At 68.1% G+C, this 20,393-nt stretch carries 23 protein-coding genes; 15 read left to right on the forward strand and 8 right to left on the reverse strand.

Annotated features, from left to right (window positions below; all coding sequences use genetic code 11):
* Positions 1-22 precede the first annotated feature (22 nt).
* The 3 genes from IEX88_RS07700 (at position 23) to panB (ending at position 2,873) form a co-directional block, all read left to right on the forward strand.
* Positions 23-970, forward strand: a complete 948-nt coding sequence (locus tag IEX88_RS07700) for a LysR substrate-binding domain-containing protein (RefSeq protein WP_188850011.1) — start codon at positions 23-25, stop codon at positions 968-970.
* Between the two features lie 197 nt (positions 971-1,167).
* Positions 1,168-2,055 (forward strand): pantoate--beta-alanine ligase, encoded by an 888-nt coding sequence (gene panC / locus IEX88_RS07705; RefSeq protein ID WP_188850319.1) that lies wholly within the window; start codon positions 1,168-1,170, stop codon positions 2,053-2,055.
* On the forward strand, positions 2,052-2,873 hold the full coding sequence (gene panB, locus IEX88_RS07710; protein WP_188850012.1) for a 3-methyl-2-oxobutanoate hydroxymethyltransferase: 822 nt from the start codon (positions 2,052-2,054) through the stop codon (positions 2,871-2,873). The genes panC and panB overlap by 4 nt, the downstream gene beginning before the upstream one ends.
* A gap of 535 nt (positions 2,874-3,408) precedes the next feature.
* On the opposite strand, the gene IEX88_RS07715 is transcribed toward panB, so the two are convergent.
* The 3 genes from IEX88_RS07715 to ygfZ all read right to left on the reverse strand — a co-directional run bounded on the left by IEX88_RS07715 (position 3,409) and on the right by ygfZ (position 5,518).
* Positions 3,409-3,924, reverse strand: coding sequence for a tyrosine phosphatase family protein (locus IEX88_RS07715; RefSeq protein WP_188850013.1), 516 nt, complete (start codon positions 3,922-3,924; stop codon positions 3,409-3,411).
* A 98-nt stretch (positions 3,925-4,022) separates the two neighbouring features.
* Positions 4,023-4,613, reverse strand: a complete 591-nt coding sequence (locus tag IEX88_RS07720) for an HD domain-containing protein (RefSeq protein WP_188850320.1) — start codon at positions 4,611-4,613, stop codon at positions 4,023-4,025.
* Between the two features lie 35 nt (positions 4,614-4,648).
* Positions 4,649-5,518: a CAF17-like 4Fe-4S cluster assembly/insertion protein YgfZ gene (gene ygfZ / locus IEX88_RS07725; protein WP_188850014.1), complete on the reverse strand. Its 870-nt coding sequence runs from the start codon at positions 5,516-5,518 to the stop codon at positions 4,649-4,651.
* Positions 5,519-5,612: 94 nt separating this feature from the next.
* Between ygfZ and IEX88_RS07730 the strand changes: the two genes are divergently transcribed.
* The 3 genes from IEX88_RS07730 to IEX88_RS07740 all read left to right on the forward strand — a co-directional run bounded on the left by IEX88_RS07730 (position 5,613) and on the right by IEX88_RS07740 (position 8,285).
* Positions 5,613-6,950 (forward strand): dihydroorotase, encoded by a 1,338-nt coding sequence (locus IEX88_RS07730; RefSeq protein WP_244639939.1) that lies wholly within the window; start codon positions 5,613-5,615, stop codon positions 6,948-6,950.
* 439 nt (positions 6,951-7,389) lie between these two features.
* The gene (locus IEX88_RS07735) at positions 7,390-7,755 is read left to right on the forward strand and encodes an ArsR/SmtB family transcription factor (RefSeq protein ID WP_188850016.1); all 366 of its coding nucleotides are present in this window, start codon (positions 7,390-7,392) and stop codon (positions 7,753-7,755) included.
* Positions 7,752-8,285, forward strand: a complete 534-nt coding sequence (locus IEX88_RS07740; protein WP_188850017.1) for an SRPBCC family protein — start codon at positions 7,752-7,754, stop codon at positions 8,283-8,285. Before IEX88_RS07735 ends, IEX88_RS07740 begins: the two co-directional genes overlap by 4 nt.
* Before the next feature lie 332 nt (positions 8,286-8,617).
* Here the strand turns inward: IEX88_RS07740 and cysS are convergent, their stop codons facing one another.
* A complete protein-coding gene (gene cysS, locus IEX88_RS07745) occupies positions 8,618-10,054 on the reverse strand; it encodes a cysteine--tRNA ligase (protein WP_188850018.1) in 1,437 nt (478 codons plus the stop codon).
* 296 nt (positions 10,055-10,350) lie between these two features.
* On the opposite strand from cysS, the gene IEX88_RS07750 reads away from it, so the two are divergent.
* A complete protein-coding gene (locus IEX88_RS07750; protein WP_188850019.1) occupies positions 10,351-10,530 on the forward strand; it encodes a hypothetical protein in 180 nt (59 codons plus the stop codon).
* A gap of 40 nt (positions 10,531-10,570) precedes the next feature.
* Here the strand turns inward: IEX88_RS07750 and IEX88_RS07755 are convergent, their stop codons facing one another.
* Together IEX88_RS07755 and IEX88_RS07760 are read right to left on the reverse strand one after the other, a co-directional pair.
* Positions 10,571-11,182, reverse strand: coding sequence for a LysE/ArgO family amino acid transporter (locus IEX88_RS07755; RefSeq protein WP_188850020.1), 612 nt, complete (start codon positions 11,180-11,182; stop codon positions 10,571-10,573).
* A gap of 182 nt (positions 11,183-11,364) precedes the next feature.
* Positions 11,365-12,120, reverse strand: a complete 756-nt coding sequence (locus tag IEX88_RS07760) for an SDR family NAD(P)-dependent oxidoreductase (protein ID WP_188850021.1) — start codon at positions 12,118-12,120, stop codon at positions 11,365-11,367.
* Between the two features lie 161 nt (positions 12,121-12,281).
* On the opposite strand from IEX88_RS07760, the gene IEX88_RS07765 reads away from it, so the two are divergent.
* Positions 12,282-13,181, forward strand: a complete 900-nt coding sequence (locus IEX88_RS07765; protein ID WP_188850022.1) for an AraC family transcriptional regulator — start codon at positions 12,282-12,284, stop codon at positions 13,179-13,181.
* A gap of 39 nt (positions 13,182-13,220) precedes the next feature.
* Here IEX88_RS07765 and IEX88_RS07770 read toward each other — a convergent pair whose 3' ends face one another.
* Complete coding sequence (locus IEX88_RS07770; protein ID WP_188850023.1) at positions 13,221-14,258, reverse strand: M42 family metallopeptidase; 1,038 nt, start codon at positions 14,256-14,258, stop codon at positions 13,221-13,223.
* A gap of 32 nt (positions 14,259-14,290) precedes the next feature.
* Complete coding sequence (locus IEX88_RS07775; protein ID WP_244639941.1) at positions 14,291-15,079, reverse strand: SOS response-associated peptidase; 789 nt, start codon at positions 15,077-15,079, stop codon at positions 14,291-14,293.
* Positions 15,080-15,133: 54 nt separating this feature from the next.
* Here IEX88_RS07775 and IEX88_RS07780 point away from each other — a divergent pair, with 54 nt between their 5' ends.
* The 7 genes from IEX88_RS07780 (at position 15,134) to pip (IEX88_RS07810) (ending at position 20,297) form a co-directional block, all read left to right on the forward strand.
* The gene (locus IEX88_RS07780) at positions 15,134-15,628 is read left to right on the forward strand and encodes an NUDIX hydrolase (RefSeq protein WP_188850024.1); all 495 of its coding nucleotides are present in this window, start codon (positions 15,134-15,136) and stop codon (positions 15,626-15,628) included.
* A gap of 115 nt (positions 15,629-15,743) precedes the next feature.
* The gene (locus IEX88_RS07785) at positions 15,744-16,322 is read left to right on the forward strand and encodes a TIGR02301 family protein (protein ID WP_244639992.1); all 579 of its coding nucleotides are present in this window, start codon (positions 15,744-15,746) and stop codon (positions 16,320-16,322) included.
* 104 nt (positions 16,323-16,426) lie between these two features.
* Positions 16,427-16,687 carry a hypothetical protein gene (locus tag IEX88_RS07790; RefSeq protein ID WP_188850026.1) on the forward strand — a complete coding sequence of 87 codons (261 nt, stop codon included), beginning with the start codon at positions 16,427-16,429 and terminating at the stop codon, positions 16,685-16,687.
* A gap of 49 nt (positions 16,688-16,736) precedes the next feature.
* Positions 16,737-17,648 carry a hypothetical protein gene (locus IEX88_RS07795; RefSeq protein ID WP_188850027.1) on the forward strand — a complete coding sequence of 304 codons (912 nt, stop codon included), beginning with the start codon at positions 16,737-16,739 and terminating at the stop codon, positions 17,646-17,648.
* 215 nt (positions 17,649-17,863) lie between these two features.
* On the forward strand, positions 17,864-18,850 hold the full coding sequence (pip, locus tag IEX88_RS07800) for a prolyl aminopeptidase (protein WP_188850028.1): 987 nt from the start codon (positions 17,864-17,866) through the stop codon (positions 18,848-18,850).
* Entirely contained in the window at positions 18,847-19,344 is a 498-nt protein-coding gene (locus IEX88_RS07805; RefSeq protein WP_188850029.1) for a GFA family protein, read from the forward strand. Before pip (IEX88_RS07800) ends, IEX88_RS07805 begins: the two co-directional genes overlap by 4 nt.
* Positions 19,341-20,297, forward strand: a complete 957-nt coding sequence (gene pip / locus IEX88_RS07810; RefSeq protein ID WP_188850030.1) for a prolyl aminopeptidase — start codon at positions 19,341-19,343, stop codon at positions 20,295-20,297. The genes IEX88_RS07805 and pip (IEX88_RS07810) overlap by 4 nt, the downstream gene beginning before the upstream one ends.
* Positions 20,298-20,393 lie beyond the last annotated feature (96 nt).

Here is a 20,393-nt window from a genome sequence, read left to right on the forward strand (position 1 = left end):
CGTTAGTCCGAAGCTATCGCCAATGCCTTTCCGTCCGACGTTCCGGCAATTGGAGTACATCGTCGCTGTGGCCGAGTGCGGCCATTTCGGCAAGGCGGCACGACGCTGCAACGTGTCCCAGCCGACGCTCTCCGTTCAGATCGCCAGCGTCGAGGACGGGCTCGATGTTCAGCTCTTCGAGCGGACCCCCTCGGCGATCCTGCTCACGCCGACCGGAGAACGTTTCGTCCGCGGCGCACGCCTGACGCTGGCCGCGTTGACAGACCTTGTGGATGCCGCAGGGAAGGACCGCCGCAACCTCGGCGGACTGGTGAGGATCGGCACACCCCCCAGCTTCGGGCCCTATTTCCTTCCCACCTTCCTGCCGCCGATCCACCGTGCTTATCCCGCCCTCCGGATCCATATTCAGGAGGACCGTCCGGCCGCCATTGAGTCCGCGGTTTTTGAAGGCACGCTCGACTGCGGCATAGGCCCGGCCTGCGACATGCCGGGCCTCAGCGAGATCGCAATCGGCGTCGAGCGCCTGTATCTCGGCGTTCCGGCCGACCATCGCCTGGCGTCCGCAAGCCGTGTCGGCATCGGGGACTTAAGGGGTGAACAGCTTCTGGCCTTGGGAAGCGGCAATCGCCTGCTGGAGAATGTCCAGCATCTGGCGGAGGCTTCCGGCGCTGTCATCGTCGACGATTACCAGGGAACAAGCCTCGACGCGATCCGGCAGATGATCGCCATCGGAATGGGGTGCTCGCTTTTTCCGGAACTCTATGCCCGTGCCGAGTTCCGGCCCACCGATGACGTGCGGCTGATCACCATCGAGGACTGGCGGGAGACACGCCCCATCGGCCTGTATTTTCGCGAGAACAGTGGCCGACGGCATCACTTCGAGACGCTGGCCGAGGAAGCGCGAAGATCGGCATCCAGCCTGGGTTTGAGGAACGAGAATTCTTCGGAGCGAACGGCCGACGTTCCATAGCCTTTCCGGCAAGGCAGCCCTGCATCATGCGATGGCGCCAAGGTCTGGTTCACAGAAAGCGTCAGGAAAGCCGTCAGTCCCCCTCCATCGGGGAGCGCCTTCGCGGCCGGGTAGCGCCCCCGCCGCCATTGCCGCGTGACGAACGCCTGCAAAAATGGCAAAGCGTGCCGAAAGCTTTGGCACCCTACGGCAGCATGATGAAACCGATCCTGATTTCCCGCATCGCCGATCTGCGCGCGGCCCTGTCTGCGCCCCGCCGCGAGGGGCAGTCGATCGGGCTGGTGCCGACCATGGGCTATCTCCACCGCGGGCACATGGCGCTGGTCGACCAGGCGAGGGGCGAGAACGGCCTCGTCGTCGTCTCGATCTTCGTCAATCCGACGCAGTTCGGCCCGAACGAGGATCTCGACACCTATCCGCGCGATCTCGAAGGGGACCTCAAACTCTGCGCCGAGCATGGGGTCGACATCGTCTTCGCGCCGGATGTCGCCGACATGTATCCCGAATCCATGGCGACCACGATCGACGTGGCGCCGCTCTCGACGATCCTCATCGGGGCGCAGCGGCCCGGGCATTTTCAGGGCGTGGCGACGGTCGTCGCCAAACTCTTCAACATCGTCCAGCCCTCCCGCGCCTATTTCGGCGAGAAGGATTTTCAGCAGCTGACGGTGGTGCGCCGGATGGTGCGCGACCTCTCCTTCGATATCGCGATCGTCGGCGTGCCGACGGTGCGCGAGGCCGACGGGCTCGCCGCCTCCTCGCGCAATGTCCGGCTGTCGCCGGAAGACCGCTCCGCCGCCGCCGTGGTGTCGCGGGCGCTGGATCTCGCCGAGGCGATGGTCGCCGGCGGCGAGCGCGATCCAGCCGCAGTGGCACAGGCCGTGCGGCAGACGATTGCCGGGGAATCCCGGGCCGGCACGCCCGCGGTCGACGTGCGGCTGGCGGCGACGCTGGGCGAACTCGACGTCATCGGCGCGGCGCCGGTCGTCGTCCTCGTCACCGTGCCCTTCGGCAGCGTCCTCCTGCTCGACCAGCGGGAGATGGCCGGCGCTGCCGGCGCAAACCAGAAGAGGAAAACGGCATGAGCGCCGAGATCATCACCAAGCGCCAGAGCGCGCCCTCGATCCGGGCCCGCAAGGGCGGCGAGAAGATCGTCGCGCTGACCAGCTACAGCGCCGGTACCGCCCGTCTCGTCGATCCCTTCTGCGACCTGCTGCTGGTCGGCGACAGCCTCGCCATGGTCGAGCACGGCCTCGGCTCGACCCTCTCGGCGACGCTGGAGATGATGATCCTGCACGGCGCCAGCGTGGTGCGCGGCTCGGCCCGGTCGCTCGTCGTCGTCGATCTGCCCTTCGGCAGCTACGAGGCGAGCCCCGAGACGGCCTTCCGCCACGCGGCGCGGCTCATGGCCGAGACCGGCTGCGGCGCGGTGAAGCTCGAGGGCGGCGCGCACATGGCCGAGACCATTCGGTTCCTGACGACCCGCGGCATTCCCGTGATGGCGCATGTCGGGCTCACCCCGCAGGCCGTGAACACCTTTGGCGGCTTCAAGACGCAAGGGCGCGAACGCGAGCAATGGGCGGCGATCGAGGCGGACGCCGCCGCCGTCGCCGAGGCCGGCGCCTTTGCCGTGGTGCTGGAGGGCGTCGTCGAGCCGCTGGCGGCGAAGATCACGCAAAACCTCGACATCCCGACCATCGGCATCGGCGCCTCGGCCGAGTGCGACGGGCAGATCCTGGTGCTGGAGGATATGCTGGGCCTCTCGCCGCGCGTGCCCCGCTTCGTCCACCGCTTCGGCGCCATCGGCGAGGCCGTCACTGCGGCCGTCGAAGCCTATGCCGAGGCTGTGCGCACGAAGGCGTTTCCAGGCGAGGCGAACGTCTACCAGCCGAAGGCCGGCTGAGGCCTGACGGCAGGCTCCGACGCGCCGGCGCGCGGCTGCGGCCACGGAGGGCGGGGCGGCAGGGACGTCCATCGATGTCGCGAGGCACGCCGATCTCGTCGAGCGGCTGCGCTCTACATCGTTCCCCGAGCCGCAGACTTCTCAGTTTCGTCATCCTCGGGCCCCGGCCCCGGGGAACCATGCCGGGGCTTCAACGCGCCAATCCGGTACCAAAATGCCGCGTCATCGCTGGGGCATGGGTACTGGGTGAAGCCTGCAATGACGAATTTTGTAGGGTGGCAGACGATGTCACCGCCTGCCGAACGAAGAGCACGTCCTCTCCGAATCGTCATCCCGGACTTGATCCGGGACCCATTCCAAATCGCTGAACATGATCGAGGACGGCGGACATTCCCGATCCTGACCCGATTGGGCAGGGACAGCGCCTCGGCATGGGTTTCGGGTCAAGCCCGGGATAACTAATCTGAGAGGGTGGCACCTTGGCTGGGCGCGACACGCGCAACGGCACAAAGCCCGGCATCAACCCAGGCCTGCCCTACAGCGTCAGCGGCAGGATGAAAGGCGTGCCGCTGTAGGCGTCGGCGCCGCGGCCGATGGCGGCGATGGCGCGGGTCATGCGGCCGTCGCGCGCCAGCTTCGCGTCGGCGAGCGCCACGAGGCGGGCGTTCGGCGTCGCCGAGGGGGCGCGGCGGCGCAGCTCCTTCGCCAGCGCTTCCTCGTCGAGATCGGGATTGATCGCCAGCGCCAGGATGTAGGCGGCGGCCGTCGAGCGGCTGATCCCGGCCCAGCAGTGGACGGCGAGCGGCGTCGCGCGGTCCCAGCGATGGCCGAAAGCGAGGAGCTGATCGAGATGGTCTTCGGCCGGCGCGGTCATGCCGTCGATCGGGGCGACGATGTCGTTCATGCCGAGAAACAGGTGACGCTCGGCGGTGATGGTCACGGGCCGTTCGACGGGGGTGTCGATGTTGATCAGCGTCACCACGTCGAGCGCGCCGTGCTCAGCGACGGTGGCCGGCAGGTCCGCGAGGGAAGAGACGACGAGATAGGTCATGGGAGGCTCCGGCGGCCCGATCTCGGCCCGGGAAAGCCGGCGCGCGTGGAGATCGGGCGAATGCAAGTATCTGGGTCAGCGGCACGACCGCGGAAAGGTCATCGCGACCTTCGGGCGGCGGCAGTGGCGGGATGAAGCAGGCGGTCCAGTTCCTCGAAGCGGGCGACGAAGGCCCGGCCGACCTCGCCGGCGGGGCGGGCGGCGAAATCGCTTTCCGGCAGCGCGGCGCCGTCCGGTGCGCCGAAGAAGGCCGAGGCCTCGTCGGCGCGGAAGCCGGCGATCAGCGTCGCCTCGAAATAGGCCGACAGCCGGTCGGCGGCCTTGATCGCCTTGGCGATCGCTGGCGGCAACGTCGTCGGCAGGCCGAAACGCCGGTGCACGGCGACGTGCAAGCGCTCCTCGACCAGCTTGTAGTCGCCGCCCATGACGCTCTTGAAGGGCGAGATCATGTCGCCGATGACGTATTCGGGCGCGTCGTGCAGCAGCGCCGCCAGCCGCCAGCGCGGGTCGCTCTCCTTTTCCGCCACCAGCGCCTCGACGATCAGCGAGTGCTGGGCGACCGAGAAGGCATGCTCGCCGGCGGTCTGGCCGTTCCAGCGGGCGACGCGGGCGAGGCCATGCGCGATGTCCTCGATCTCGACGTCGAGCGGCGAGGGGTCGAGGAGGTCGAGCCGCCGGCCGGACAGCATGCGCTGCCAGACGCGCGGCGGGGCTTTCGTCCGGCTCACGCCTCGTCCCCGTCGAGCAAGGCGGCGGCCGGCATCGGCAGGTCGTAGCCGGCCCAGGCGGGGATCGAAATATCCACCGGGACGCCATCGGCCGAAAGAACGAGATCGTTCGCCAGCGCCGCCGCGAGCTTGTCGATGCGCAGGAGGCCGATGCCCTCGCCGCCATCGCCGCCCTCGCCGGCGACCGCCGAGAGCACGGTGCCGATCGGCCTCTCCGCGGCCAGGATCACGGCGCCGGGCGTCAGATGCCCCTCGGCCTGGACGAGCATCAGGCGCCGGCGCGCGGTGCCCCGGTGCTGCATGCGCGACACCACTTCCTGGCCGATATAGCAGCCCTTCTTGAACGACACGCCGCCGTTCTGGTCGAGTAGAACGTCGTGCGGGAACATCTCCGAACCGGGAAATTCGCTCTCCGCCTCGGCGACGCCGGCGCGCAGCCTGAGCGCCTCGAAATGTGTGGGCGCGACCTCCTCCAGCCCGGCGGGGGCCTCGCCATAGGTGCGGCCGACCGTGCCGGAGGCAAAGCGTCGGTCGACCGAGACGCCGACAGCGGGCGCGTCCCAGACGGCGAAGACCGGAAGGTCCGCGGCCTCGAAGGCGACCTTCGCCCGGAGACGATAGAGCGTCAGCCGCTTCACCAGCGCGTCGCGCGCGGCGGCGGCGACGTCGAGCCTCAGCCCGCCTTCGATCCGGCCGACCAGGAAGTCGAACAGGATCTTGCCCTGCGGCGTCAAAAGCGCCGACGGGCGGACTTCGCCGGGCCCGAGGAGGTCGAGATCGGACGTGACGAGGTTCTGCAGAAAAGGCTCGGCCGCCTCGCCGGTGAGGTCGAGGACCGTGCGGTCCTGCAGTCGGGCGTAGGGCATGAAACTCGCTTTCGCCGTTGTCGCGCGTGGCTTGTCAGGGGCTCCTGGCTTAACTAAGCCGCAAGCACCCGAGGAACAAGCAAGGATCACGCTCTTGGCCACTCCGACCTTCGACCGCGTGCTGCGCGGCGGCACCGTCGTCAACCAGGACGGCGAGGGCCTGCGCGACATCGGCATCCTTGCCGGCCGCATCGCCCATATCGGCACGATCGCGCCGGAAGCGGCCGGCGAGGTGATCGATTGCACGGGCCTGCACATCCTGCCCGGCGTCATCGACAGCCAGGTGCATTTTCGCGAGCCCGGCCCGACCCACAAGGAAGACCTGGAATCGGGGTCGCGCGCGGCCGTGCTCGGCGGCGTCACCGCCGTGTTCGAGATGCCGAACACCGATCCGCTGACGACCAGCGAGGCGGCGCTCGCCGACAAGGTTGCGCGAGCCCACCACCGCATGCATGGCGACTTCGCCTTCTGGGTCGGCGGCACGCGCGAGAACGCGGCCGACGTCGCCGAACTCGAATGTCTGCCGGGCGCCGCCGGCATCAAGGTGTTCATGGGCTCGTCGACCGGCAGCCTGCTCGTCGAGGACGATTTTGGCGTGCGCGAGATCCTGAAGAGGACGCGGCGGCGGGCCGCCTTCCACTCCGAGGACGAATTTCGCCTCCGCGACCGGCTGGACAAGCGAGTCCCCGGCGATCCGTCGTCTCACCCGGTCTGGCGCGACGAAATCGCCGCGCTGATGTGCACGCAGCGTCTGGTCTCGATCGCCGAAGAGGTCGGCGCGCGCATCCACGTCCTGCACATCTCGACGGCGGAGGAGATCGACTATCTGGCTCTGCACAAGGACGTCGCCACCGCCGAGGCGACGCCGCATCACCTGACGATGTCGTCGGGCGACTATGCCCGGCTCGGCACGCTCCTGCAGATGAACCCGCCGGTGCGCGACGCCCGCCACCGCGACGGCCTCTGGCAGGGCATCGCGCAAGGGGTGATCGACGTGCTCGGCTCCGACCACGCGCCGCACACGCTGGAAGAGAAGCAGAAGGAATACCCGGCCTCGCCCTCGGGCATGACCGGCGTGCAGACTCTGGTGCCGATCATGCTCGACCATGTCGCCAACGGCCGCCTGTCGCTGCAGCGCTTCGTCGACCTGACCTCCGCCGGCCCGCAGCGCATCTTCGGCATTGCCGGCAAGGGCCGGATCGCCGCCGGCTACGACGCCGACTTCACCGTCGTCGACCTCAAGCGCCGCGAGACCATCCGCAATGCCTGGATCGGCTCGAAATCGCAGTGGACGCCCTATGACGGCAAGTCCGTCACCGGCTGGCCGGTCGGCACCATCGTCCGCGGGCGGCGGGTGATGTGGGAAGGCGAGATCGTCGAGGCCGCGCAGGGCGAGGCGCTGCGGTTCGGCGAGGCGCTGCCGCGGGAGTGAGGGCGCGCTGGGCGGCGCCGATACCAAGATGGTTCAGCGTCGCCCCCTGCTCGGCGGAGCATGCAGAGAGACGTTGGAGTTGGAAAGCGGGGTCAGCGAGCCGGGCGCCATTCCTCGCCCCGCAGGGGAGAGGGTGGCTGCGAGCGGGAGCGAGCAGACGGGAGAGGGGAGGCGCCGGCGCCAGACAGGTTCGGCGTCGCCCCCTCATCCGGCGCTTCGCGCCACCTTCTCCCCGGCGGGGAGAAGAAAATTGGCATTGGCGTCTGCACGTCATCGTCGATGGAGTCGCCTGCTCGTGCGCGCATGCAGAGAGACGGTCGCGTTCTGAAGAGACGTCACCGAGCATGGCGCAATTGCCCGCTCCGGCGAAGAGAAAAAGATCATGATCATTCAACCGATCGGTTGACTATCCATCCGCCATGGGACTATATTCAACCCCATGGTTGAATATAGCGCCCCCGAACTCGATACCCTGTTCCAGGCCCTCGGCGACCCGACCCGCCGGCGCATGATCGCCGCGTTGGCCGCCGGCGAGCGGACGGTGGGGGAACTGGCCGAGCCGTTTGCGATCTCGCTCGCCGCCGCCTCGAAACACATCAAGACTTTGGAAAACGCCGGGCTGATCCGCCGCGAGGTGCGGGGGCGCGTGCATCTCTGCCGGCTCGAACCCGGGCCGCTCGCCAGCGCGCATCACTGGCTGAGCTTCTACGAAATCTTCTGGACAGAGCGTCTGGATGAACTGGAGCGGCGCCTTTGCGAGGAAGACGCCCGCAAATCCCAACCTGTGAAAGGAGAAGACCCATGAACGAGCTTGCCCCCCTCGATGCCTATGGCGTTCTCACCGAGCCTGCCACGTTGACGATCCAGCGCATTCTGCCCGGCCCCATCGAACGGGTCTGGGATTATCTCGTAAAGAGCGAGCTTCGCCGTCAGTGGCTGGCCTCGGGCGACATGCCGATGGAGGTCGGCGCGCCCTTCGAGCTCGTCTGGCGCAACGACGAACTGACCGACCCGCCCGGCCAGCGGCCGGCCTGGGCGACCGACGAACACCGGCTGGAATCCCGCATCACCGAACTGGACCCGCCCCGCACCCTCGCCATCAGCTGGGGGAGCACCGGCGGCGTCTCCTTCACCCTGGAGCCGCGGGGCGACAAGGTGCTCCTGACGCTGGTCCACCACCGCCTGTGCGACCGCCCGACGCTCCTCAACGTCAGCGCCGGCTGGCACGCCCATCTCGACATCCTCGTCGCCCGCATGACGGGCCGAGAACCCGGGCCGTTCTGGGACGGGTGGACCCGGCTGAAGGCGGACTACGACCAGCGCCTGCCGGCGTAAGGAGCGGCGCCGGCTGGTGCGGCGCCGACCCTCATCCGGCGCTTCGCGCCACCTTCTCCCCCCAAGGGGAGAAGAAAATCGGCATTGACGTTGGAGCATATCCTTCAAAGCGCGTGGATCGCTCAGTGAAGCGAGGGCGCCGCAGTCTGTCAGTGAGTGGACGGCAGTCGGCCTGGCGCCATTCCTCGCCCCGGAGGGGAGAGGGTGGATGCGAGCGGAGCGAGCAGACGGGAGAGGGGCGGCGCCGACACCAGGCTGGTCTGGCGCCGGCCCCTCATCCGGCGCTTCGCGCCACCTTCTCCCCCAAGGGGAGAAGAAAATCGGCGTTGGCGTTAGCGCTTCACCTCCCAGGTGGTGATGCGCTCGCCGGTCGTCGGGTCCTTGCCGTCCTTCAGCTGGATGCCTTCGGCGAGGAGGGCGTCGCGGATGGCGTCGGCCTGCGCGAAATCCTTCACCCTGAACAATTCCAGTCGCTCCGCGATTCGGGCCGCGATAGTGTCGGCGGAGACCGTCGGGGCGACGGCCGCGACGGGCGCGAGGGTGAAGCCGATCAGGGCGGCTGAGGCCTTCAGGGCGGAGGGATCGCTCTTGCGCAGGGCGTGCAGCTCGGCGATGGCGGCCGAGCCGCCGAGATCGTCGGCAAGGGCGTCGAGGAAACGCTGCGAGGGTTCGGACGGCATGACGCCCTCGGCCGCGCGGCTCCAGGCGGCGAGCGCCTCGTCGGCCTCCTCCAGCCGCTTCACCGAAAAGTCGATCGGCTCGCGGTAATGCGTCATCAGCATGGCCAGCCGCAGCACCTCGCCCGGCCATTTCCGGCCGCCGAACTTTTCCGTCTCCAAGAGCTCGGAAATGGTGATGAAATTGCCGTCGGACTTCGACATCTTCTTCCCCTCGAGCTGCAGGAAGCCGTTGTGCATCCAGATCTGCGCCATCGCGGCGGTGCCGTGGGCGCAGCGCGACTGGGCGATCTCGTTCTCGTGGTGCGGGAAGATGAGGTCGAGCCCGCCGCCATGGATGTCGAAGGTCTGGCCGAGATAGGCTTCCGACATGACCGAGCATTCGATGTGCCAGCCCGGCCGGCCGCGGCCCCAGGGGCTGTCCCAGCCGGGCTCGTCGGCGTCCGAGAGCTTCCATAAGACGAAGTCCGCGGGGTTCTTTTTGTGCGCGTCGACGGCAACGCGCGCGCCGGCCTGCTGCTCGTCCAGCTTGCGGTTGGACAGGCGGCCATAGTCCGGCATCGAGCCGACGTCGAACAGCACCTCGCCGCCGGCGGCATAGGCATGGCCGCGCTCGATCAGCGCCGAAATCATCGACACCATGTCCGGCAGCCCGTCGCCGCGCGCGGCGACGAAATCGGTCGCCCGCGGCTGGTGCGTCGGGGCGAGATTGCCGAGCGCCGTGGCATCCTTCTGGAACTGCGCGGCGGTCGCCTCGGTAACGCGGCGGATCGCCTCGTTCAGCGGCAGCCCGGGAAAATCGCGGGCGGCGCGGGCGTTGATCTTGTCGTCGACGTCCGTGATGTTGCGGACATAGGTGACGGCCGCTTCGCCATAGAGATGGCGCAGCAGCCGAAACAGCACGTCGAACACGATCACCGGGCGCGCATTGCCGATATGGGCGAAATCATAGACGGTCGGGCCGCAGACATAGAGGCGCACGCGTCTGTCCGCCGCCGGGATGCTCTCGTCCTGCCAGTCGAGCGGCCGGAACTCCTCCTTCACCCGGGTCATCGTGTTCGTCAGCCGCAGGCCGCGAAATCCGTCGTCCATCGCCTCAATTCCTTCTCGTGCCCCCGGCCACCCGCCTTCGGGCGATCGGCCATGCGGGTCGGTCGCTGCAGCCGCTACCCTGAATTCTCGGCATTGACAATTCGGCGCTGTCGGGCAGGTCCGCCCTCGTTCAGGCTTCGTTCACCATGAATACAGACAATTGTCGCTTTTCGGCAACTTGACGGAATCAATACTGACTGTAAAAAATCGTGCGCGAGTTTTAGTTGGCTTCCGCCGCTAATCTGTCTCAATTGCCGTCTTATCTGGTCAGTGCCTTAAGTTGAATGGAAAGCAACATGTCCGAGACCTCCACCCAATTCCGCTCCAAGCGCGACCGCGCCGGGGAAGTCGATCTCCTGGCGAAATACAGCGCGATCGGGATCGCGGCCATCGCGGCCGCCAACCAGTCCTTCCGTGGCACGGCCGCGAAGAAGACCGAGGTCCGCCGCCCGGCCGTCGAGGCCTATGCCGACTGAGCCGCTAGGCGTCTGATTCTGCCGTTGTTCCGGGCGCGCCTCACAGGAGGCTGGCCAGCAGCGACAGTGCCAGGAGCGCCATCACGGCGGCGATGACGGCATCGAGAATGCGCCAGGCGGACGGTCTGGCGAACAGCGGGGCGAGCAGTCGCGCCCCGTAGCCGAGCGCGAAGAACCACAGGAAGGACGCCGCCATGGCGCCGCTTCCATAAGCAACGCGTAGTATTTCTTCCGGGTAGCGCGCCGACAGGCTGCCGAGCAGCACCACCGTGTCGAGATAGACATGCGGGTTGAGGAAGGTCAGCGCCAGCACCGTGGCGAGCGCCGTCTTCAGCGACATGGCGCGGCCACCGCGCACGACCATGGCGTCCGGCCTGAGCGCCCGGCGCAGCGCGATCGCGGCATAGGCCGCCAGAAACAGCGCCCCGCCGATCGTCACCGCGAAAATCAGTCCCGGCCTCGCCGCGATCAGCGTGCCGAGTCCGGCGACGCCGGCGGCAATCAGCAGCGCATCGGCCAGCGCGCAGACGAGGCACAGCACGAAGACGTGGCTGCGCACCAGCCCCCGCTCCAGGATGAAGGCATTCTGCGCGCCGATCGCGACGATCAGGCTGAGACCCAGCGCAAAGCCGCGCAGACCCGCTTCCAACACGATGCTTGGTCTCCTTCAGGGCGCAACCCGGGGAGACGAACCCGTTCCCGACGAAGGCCGCTCTAGGGGCCGTGCGACCTGCGGTCAAGACGCATCGGGCGACGAAAGCTACCGGATAGGATCCGGTGACGGGCCAGGCCGGGACGCCCGATGGCAGGGGCGGCCCGGCAGGTCGGAGAGCTTTAGATGCCCTGGCCGCCGGAGACTTCGATGCGCTGTGCGTTGATCCAACGGTTGTCCTCGGAGAGGAGGCTGGCGATCATCGGGCCGATGTCGTCCGGCAGGCCGACGCGGCCAAGCGCCGTCATGCCGGCGAAGAACTTGTTGAAGTCCGGCGTGTCGCGGACGGCGCCGCCGAAGAAGTCGGTCTCGATCGCGCCCGGCGCGACCGTGTTGACCGCAATGCCGCGGCTGCCGAATTCCTTTGCCATGTAGACGCTGAGAACTTCGATCGCGCCCTTCACCGCCGAGTAGGCCGACCAGCCCGGGGCGGAAACGCGCGTCAGGCCCGATGACAGGTTGACGATGCGCCCGCCATCTTCGAGCAGGGGCAGCAGCGCCTGCGTCAGGAAGAACACGCCCTTGAAATGCACGTCGACGAGCCTGTCGAATTGCGCCTCGGTGGTCTCGGAGATCAGGGCATAGTCGCCATGGCCAGCATTGTTCACGAGGCCGTCGAAGGTGTCGCGCTGCCAGGTGTCGCGCAAAACCTGTTTCAGGTGTTCAGTGAAGGCGGCGAAGGTCGAAACCTTGCCGGCGTCGAGCTGCAGGGCGACGGCGTTGCGGCCGAGCGCGCGGATGTCCGCGACGACGGCCTCGGCATCCTCCGCCCGGCTCTGGTAGGTGACGACGACATCGCCGCCATGGCGGGCGATGCTGAGCGCGGTGCTGCGACCAAGGCCGCGGCTGCCGCCGGTGACGAGAGTGATCTTGGACATGGTGCAAATTCCTGGGTGCGATGGCGGGATCGCCACGTCTCCGTGGCATGGCGCCGTTATCGCGCCGGACCGCCGGCCGTTGTTGCCTGAAGGTCGCCGACTCTTGCCTGAAACTCCAAGGGGGATAGGCGCCGGCACGCGACGCGCCTATCGTCATCGCCATGAACCCGCTTCTCGACGTCATTCGCCATCATGCCGACGCGCATGGCTCCAAGACCGGAATAGCGCCGACGCCCATCGACGGCCTGTCGACGGTCCGCGCCACGACACCCAGCGGCCTGTTGCATGATTGTGCCCGCCCGCTGGTCTGTCTCGTCGTGCAAGGCAGCAAGACGGTGACCATGGGGACGCGGCAATTCGCCTTCTCGGCAGGCGAGTCGCTGTTGATTACCGCGGATGTCGCGACTGTCAGCCAGATCACGCGGGCTAGCCTGGCCGTGCCCTACTACGCGCTGGTGATGGAACTCGACCGGACGGTCATTGCGGAGCTGGCGCTCGAGATGACGGCGGTTGCGGTGTCCGAGGCCGCGCCGGTGCATGTTTATCCGACCGATGCCGAGGTGGCCGACGCGGCCCTTCGACTGATGCGGCTGTTCGAGCGACCGCATTCCGTCCCGATCCTCCAGGCCTCCCTGATGCGCGAGATGCACTACTGGCTTCTCGCCGGCCGGCACGGACAGGCCATTCGTCAGCTCGGACTCCCGGACAGCCATGTCGCCCGAATCGCGCGCGCCGTCGCGCTGATCCGCACCGAATTCGCACGACCGCTGTCGATCCAGCGGCTCGCAGCGGAGGCCGGAATGGGGGAATCCTCCTTCCACCACCATTTTCGCACAGTGACCTCGCTGTCGCCGCTTCAGTTCCAGAAGCAGCTTCGGTTGATCGAGGCCCGGCGATTGATGGTGTCCGAAGCAGCCTCCGCCAGCACGGCGGCCTATGCCGTCGGATACGAGAGCGTGCCTCAGTTCACGCGAGAGTATGGGCGGCTGTTCGGCCTGCCGCCCGTCCGGGATGCCCGAGCCAAGGACCTGGATCGCCGGCCGGCGCGGACATCGGTGTAGCCGCCGTCAAAGGGCCGATGCCCGGCTTGCGCCGCTTCTTCAATGCGCCGCGATGAACGCCGTCAAAATGTCGCGCGCCGCCTTCAGGTCGGTGCGATCGACCATCTCCGTCACGGTGTGGATGTAGCGGGTGCCGACGACGATGCCGATGGCGCGGGCGCCGCTCGCCGCCTGCTGCAGGGCCGCGCCATCCTGGCCGCCGCTCGCCAGCACGGTACGCTGGAAGGGGATGTCCTTCTGCTTGGCCAGCGTCTCGAACTCGGCGACGAGCCTTGTGTCGGCGATGAAGGAGCCGTCCTTGATGTGGAGGCCGAAGCCGGCGCCGCTGACCGTGGTGCGGTCCTTCTCCGGCACGCCGGGCGTGTCGCAGCAGAGCGTAGTGTCGACGCCGATGCCGATGTCGGGCTTCACCTGGAAGGCGACGGTGCGCGCGCCGCGAAGGCCGACTTCCTCCTGCACGGTGAAGGCGACGGTGAGTTCGCAATCATGGCTGCGGCCCTTGGCGACGAGCCGGCGCACGGCTTCCAGCCCGAGCCAGCAGGCGACGCGGTTGTCGAGCGCCTTCGACACCAGCTTGTCGCCCATCTCGATGAAGGGCTCGTCCATCACCACGGTATCGCCGACGCGAAAAATGTCCTTGGCCGAAGCGCCATGGCCGGTGTCGATGATGAAGTCGCCGGGCTCGGGCACCTTCTTGCGGTCCTCGGCGGCCTGGATGTGGATCGGCTTGCCCTCGGGATTCATGACGCCGCGATGATCGCCCTTGTCGGTGACGACGAGGACGCGGCGCGAGAACAGGTTGCGCGGGTCGAAGCCGCCGAGCGGCTGGACGTGCAGGAATCCCTTGTCGGTGACATGGCTGACGATGAAGCCGATCTCGTCCATATGACAGGCGAGCATGATCTTTTCCGGGTTCTTGCCCTTGCCCTTCCGGGTGCAGACGAGCGAGCCCATCGCATCGGTGCGGATTTCGTCGAACAGCGATTTCGCCTCCGACTCGATCAGGTCGCGCACGCGCTCCTCGCGGCCGGCGACGCCGGGGGTCTCACACAGGCGCTTGAGCAGATCGATGTTCACGGGGCGGCTCCACGAAGTGAGGGGGGGGCGGATCAGAAGAGGCTCGGCTGATCCGGCGGGTCCCTCGTCTTATCGCCGCCGGACGGCGTCTCGGCAAGCTTGATGGGAGCCTGGATCTCGGGGCTGGTATCGGCGATGCGGTTCACCCGGTCGGAGATCGGCACGGCTTCGACCAGCGCGTCCGGCGCGGGGCGCAGGAGATCTGCGACATCCGCCCCATCATGGCTGCGGCAATCCAACCAGCGCTGAAAATCGGCCTCTTCGAGCACCACGGGCGTGCGGTCGCGGATTGGCCGGAGCGTGCGGTTGGCGGTGGTGGTGAGGATGGCGGCCGTGTCGAGTTCCGAGCCGTCGGGCGAAAGCCAGGTCTCCATCAGGCCGGCGAAGGCGATCGGTCCGGCCGTTCGCGGCCGGATGAAGAAAGCCTGGTGCTTGCGGCCGCGATCGTCCCGGCGCCATTCGTACCAGCCGCTCGCCGGCACGAGGCAGCGGCGATAACGCAGCGCGGCGCGGAAGGCGTTCTTTTCGCCCGCGGTCTCGGCCGCAGCGTTGAACAGCAGCGGAAAGCCTTTGAGATCCCTGACCCAGGCCGGGATGAAGCCCCAGCGCACCAGCAGCCCGGCCCGGCCGGGGCGGCCGGCATCGGGCCGGTCCTCCGCGCCGCCGAGGGCGACCAGGATCGGCTGCGCCGGCGCGATGTTGTAGCGCGGCGGAAAGCCGTCGAGCGCAGCAAGGCCGAGAAGATCCGCGGTCTCGCGGGGCGTGGCGGTGAGGCAGAAGCGCGGACACATGGCTCCGATCAGCCCGCGGGAGCCCACCATGTCAAGCCGTCGCAGACCGGTCCGGACATCGTCCCGGGCCGGCCGGAACGCCCGGTGAGGCCATTCGGCGCAAGGCGCGCCCTTGCCAATCCCTGCCGCCGTGTTACCTCGATCCTCATGACCGACACGCACCCCATCCTCGGCGTTTCCGCCTGCCTGTTCCGCGCCGGCAAGGTGCTGCTCGTCGAGCGGCGCGCGGCGCCCTATGCGGGCCTCCTCAGCCTTCCCGGCGGAAGCCTGAACTTCGGCGAGCGGCTGGAGGCGGCGGTGCGGCGCGAGGTCTTGGAAGAGACCGGACTCGACCTGCCGCATTATCCCTTCTTCTGCCTGCACGAGGTGGTGGAGCCCGACTTCCACGCCGTCATCGCCGTGCACCGCGGCGCCCGGGAGATCCCGGTCGGGCAGGATCCCGTCGCCGGGGACGATGCGCTCGCCTGCCGGTTCGTCGAGGTGGCCGAGCTGGAGGCCCTGGCCGAACAGCAGAAGCTGACGCCCGGACTTCGCGCCATCGTCGAAAGCGCCCACCGTTCCCATCTCCTGGGACTCTAGGCCCGCCCGCCGTTTCGGCCGGATGTTGCGGGAATGGCGCACCTTTTGGCCAATGCGCGGCCGCCACTCCCGCCAATCTTGCAATTTCGTTAACGAGGCGAGACTGTTCACCGTGATGATGGCCTCTCGATCCGTACTGACTTCGCTGCTGACGATCGTGGCGTTGGCACTGCAGCCCGGTGTCGGGATGGCGGAAAGATCCCCGCAAGCGCCGGCATTGGGCGCGAGGGGGACGCAGACGCCCTGGGCGGCAACGTCGTGGGCGGAGACGTCCAAGGCGGAAACAAAGGCAGAAGCGGAGGCAGACGCGAAGACGGTGGTCTTGCGGGTCGCGGTGGCCGAGGGCGAAGGCGAGGCAGAGGATCCTGCGGCGGCAACCGAGCCGCCGTCCGGCGCGCCGTACATGCCGACGCTGGCGCGCCTCTCCTCGATCCTGGGGTCGGTGCACTTTCTCCGGAGGCTGTGCGGCGACGGCGAGGCCGAGATATGGCGCGACAAGATGAACGAGATTCTGGTGACGCTCTCACCGAACGCGGCGGACCGCCAGATCCTCGTCGCCGCCTTCAACGACGGGTTTCGCGCCTTCGAATCGACCTACCGCAATTGTACGCCGGCGGCCCGCGTGGCCCTGGCGCGATACCAGGGCGAGGGGGCGTCTCTCAGCCGCGAGATCAGCGCAAGGTACGGGAATTAACCATTCGGTAACGGTTTCGGAATTTCGAACGAAATGCCGAGTCCGGATCGTGTTAGGACCTTAACGACACGTGAAGCCGAAAGGCTAAATGAGAGGAAATACGGATGGTCGATTTGCAGAATGCCGAGCTCGACGCCATGATCGAAGCCGAGAAGAAGCAGGTCGCTTTCGAGTATCACAACGAGGCCTGGGCCGACGGCATCTCCGACGGCATCGAGGCTGAGATCCTGGCCGAGACGGCGATTTCCACCGCGCTGACCGAGCTCGTGCGCCTGCACGGCGAGGACGAGGTGCTGGAACTTCTGGACGGGCTGCGCCAGCGAATCGAGTTCGGTGAATTCCGGTCCGAGCGAGGCCTGCATTAGGGCGCCCTTCCGCCGGGCGCCCGGGCCGGATGCGACGAGGAATCGCTTGATGTCTTCCAGGTTGACCCTCGCTTTGCTGCCGCTGGCCGCCTCGTTCTGGCTGCTCGCCGCCGCCGATGGCGCCGTTGCCTTTTCCCAAATCGGTTCCGAGGACGGCGAATCGGACCAGAAGCAGGGCATCGTCTCCGTTCCCCTGCCGCCTATTCCCTCCGTCACGGGCGCCGGCACGCCGGACCGGGCGCCGGCTGGCGAAACCGCACCGACTCCAGCCACGCCGGCAACGGCCCCGCAGCCCGTGACCGACGCCCCGGCCGGCGCGGTCGACCCGGCGGCACCCGCCACCCCTCGGCCGGTGACTCCCGCTGCCGGACAGGCCCCAGCCCCGGCGACCGGGGAGGCGCCCTTCGCTCCGCCCGCAGCGAGCGATTCTTCCGATGACGCGACCGAGTCCGACACGTCCGGCGACGAGGCCGCGCCCGCTGCGGCGATTCCCCCGGCGGAGATCTTCTATGGCGACGCCGACCTCCCGAAGCCCGTTCGCGATCTGCGGGAGCGTCTGATCGAGATCTGCCGCGGCGGCGACATCGAGGCGCTCCGGCCCTATCTCGACATCGGCGAGGACGGCACGATGGTGAGCTTCGGCGGTGGCCAGGAGGATCCGATCGCCTTTCTGAAGTCCGCCTCCGGCGACGGCGAGGGCATCGAGACCCTAGCGATCCTGCTCGAGGTCCTGCAGGCCGGCCATGTCCGCAACGACGTCGGCAGCGACGAAGAGATCTACGTCTGGCCCTATTTCACCGGCGTGCCGCTCGACAGGCTGACCCCGCCGCAGAAGGTCGAGCTCTTCGAACTCGTCACGGCCGGCGACTATCAGGAAATGCTGGGCTTCGGCGCCTACAATTTCTACCGCGCCGGCATCTCGCCGGACGGCAAGCTGCAGTTCTTCGTCGCCGGCGACTGACCGCACGGTCGCGCATCGCCCATGCGGCGAAGCGGGATGCCTTCGCGCCGCCGGTCCTTGTCGCCTGGAGCCGGTCGCGCCGCCCTTGGCGTGGCCCGTTGTGGCCTGTCAGGCCCGGCGTGTCTTGTCAGGAAAGCTGCGATCCGCGATGACGGAGGGATGACACCCATCGCCCCCACCGCCGCGCCGCCCGCCGTCTTGCTCCCGAGACCGGCATGAGCGAGGCGCCAAAGCCCTTTCCGCCGATCGAACCCTATGACAGCGGGCGGCTCGACGTCGGCGACGGCCACTCGCTCTACTGGGAGCTCTGCGGCAACCCGCAGGGGCGGCCGGCCGTCTTCCTGCATGGCGGTCCCGGCAGCGGCGCCGGCGCCCATCATCGCCGCCTGTTCGATCCCGAGCGCTACAACGTGCTCCTGTTCGACCAGCGCGGCAGCGGCCGCTCGACGCCGGTCGGATCGCTCGAAGCCAACACCACCTGGCATCTCGTCGCCGATCTGGAGCGGCTGCGGCGGATGATCGGCGTTGAGTCCTGGCTCCTCTTCGGCGGCTCCTGGGGCGCCACGCTGGCGCTGGCCTATGCCGAGACCCATCCTGAACGCGTGTCGGCGATGATCCTGCGCGGCGTCTTCACCGGCCGCCGCCAAGAGCTCGACTGGTTCTATGGCAGCGGCGCCAGCCTGCTCTTTCCCGACCGCTGGGCCGATTTCATAGAGCAGATTCCCGAGGCCGAGCGCGGCGACCTGATCACTGCCTTCCGCGCCCGCCTGACCGATCCCGACCGCGCGGTGCAGGCCCGCGCCGCTGCCGCCTGGGCGGGTTGGGAAGGGCGTACGGTGACGCTGAAGAGCGGCATGGGCGCGCCCGGCACCACTGCCGGCGACGGCACGATCGCGTTTGCCCGGATCGAGAATCACTATTTCCTGCACGATCTCTGGCTGGAGGAGGGTCAGCTCCTGCGCGACGCCTCCCGGCTTGCCGGCATTCCCGGCACAATCGTCCAGGGCCGCTACGACGTCGTCACCCCCGCAGCGACCAGCTGGGCGCTGCACCGCGCCTGGTCGGAGGCCGACTACCGCCTCGTCGAGGGAGCCGGCCATGCTTTTTCCGAGCCCGGCGTCCTTGCCGAGTTGATGGCCGCGACGCATCGTTTCTCCGGCGCCGATGAGGCGGCGCTGGCCCGGAAGGAGGAAGACGCATGACGCTCGACAACAAGCCCGTCTATACCGGCGGCTGCCAGTGCGGCGCGGTACGCTTTCGCATCGAGGGCGCGCTCGGCAACGCCTCGATCTGCCATTGCCGCATGTGCCAGAAGGCGTTCGGCAGTTTTTACGCGCCGCTGGTCTCCTTCGACTGGGCGGCGCACGCCTGGACGCGCGGCGCGCCGGCCTATTTCCAGTCGTCCAATCACGTCCGCCGCGGCTTCTGCGCCGCCTGCGGCACGCCGCTGACCTACGAGTCGCCGTCCGGGCCGGCGCTGGCCATCGGCGCCTTCGACGATCCAGGCGCGATCGCTCCGGAGATCCAGTTCGGCACCGAGGCGAAACTCGCTTTCGTCGACCGTCTGGCGGCGCTGCCGACCCGGGAGACGATGGAGGATGCCGCGGATGTCGGATTCCTCGCCGATCTCGTCTCCTACCAGCATCCCGACCATGACACCGACGATACCGACTTCCGGAAGGGGCCTGCCGCGTGAGCGATCTCCGCCAGCTCTATCCCGAGATCGAGCCCTATGAGTCGGGCATGCTCGATGTCGGCGACGGCCACAGCCTGTATTGGGAGCGCGTCGGCACGCCGGGGGCGAAGCCCGCGGTCTTCCTGCATGGCGGGCCGGGCGGCGGCTGCAGCCCGAGCCACCGCCGCCTGTTCGACCCCGCGCGCTATGACGTCCTCCTGTTCGACCAGCGCGGCTGCGGCCGCTCCACGCCGCATGCGAGCCTCGAGGCGAACACCACCTGGCACCTCGTCGCCGACATCGAGCGTCTGCGCGAGATGGCCGGCGTGGAGTCGTGGCTCGTCTTCGGCGGCTCATGGGGCTCCACCCTGGCGTTGGCCTATGCCGAGACGCATCCCGAGCGTACGAGCGAGATCGTCCTGCGCGGCATCTTCACGCTGCGCCGCTTCGAGCTCGAATGGTACTACCAGTATGGCGCCTCGCTGCTCTTCCCCGAGAAGTGGGAGCGTTTCCAGGCGCCGATCCCCGAGGCCGAGCGCGGCGACATGATCGCCGCCTACCGCCGCCGCCTCGTCGGCGAGGACCGCGCGGCACAGATCGAGGCCGCCCTTGCCTGGAGCCGCTGGGAGGGCGAGACGCTGACGCTGCTGCCCGATCCCGCCACCAGCGAGGCCTTCTACGACGACGACTTCGCCATCGCCTTCGCCCGCATCGAGAACCACTATTTCGTGCATGCCGGCTGGATGGAGGAGGGGCAGCTGATCCGCGACGCCCGCCGCATCCGGCACATTCCCGGCGTCATTATCCAGGGCCGCTACGACATGGCGACGCCGCCGGTCACCGCCTGGGACCTGCACAAAGCCTGGCCCGAGGCCGAATTCCACCTCGTCGAGGCGGCCGGCCACGTCTATTCCGAACCCGGCATCCTCGACCGCCTGATCGCCGCCACCGACGGCTTTGCCGACCGGCGGTAGCGCCCCCGCGAGAATGCGGCCGGGACGGTCAGGCTTGCATTCGATTTGGGCAGGCCCTATCCGGGCGGAAGGGGTGCCGGCGGCGGCGCGCCGCAT

Origin of the sequence: Aureimonas glaciei, assembly GCF_014643375.1 — a bacterium.
Taxonomy (GTDB): Bacteria; Pseudomonadota; Alphaproteobacteria; order Rhizobiales; family Rhizobiaceae; genus Plantimonas; species Plantimonas glaciei.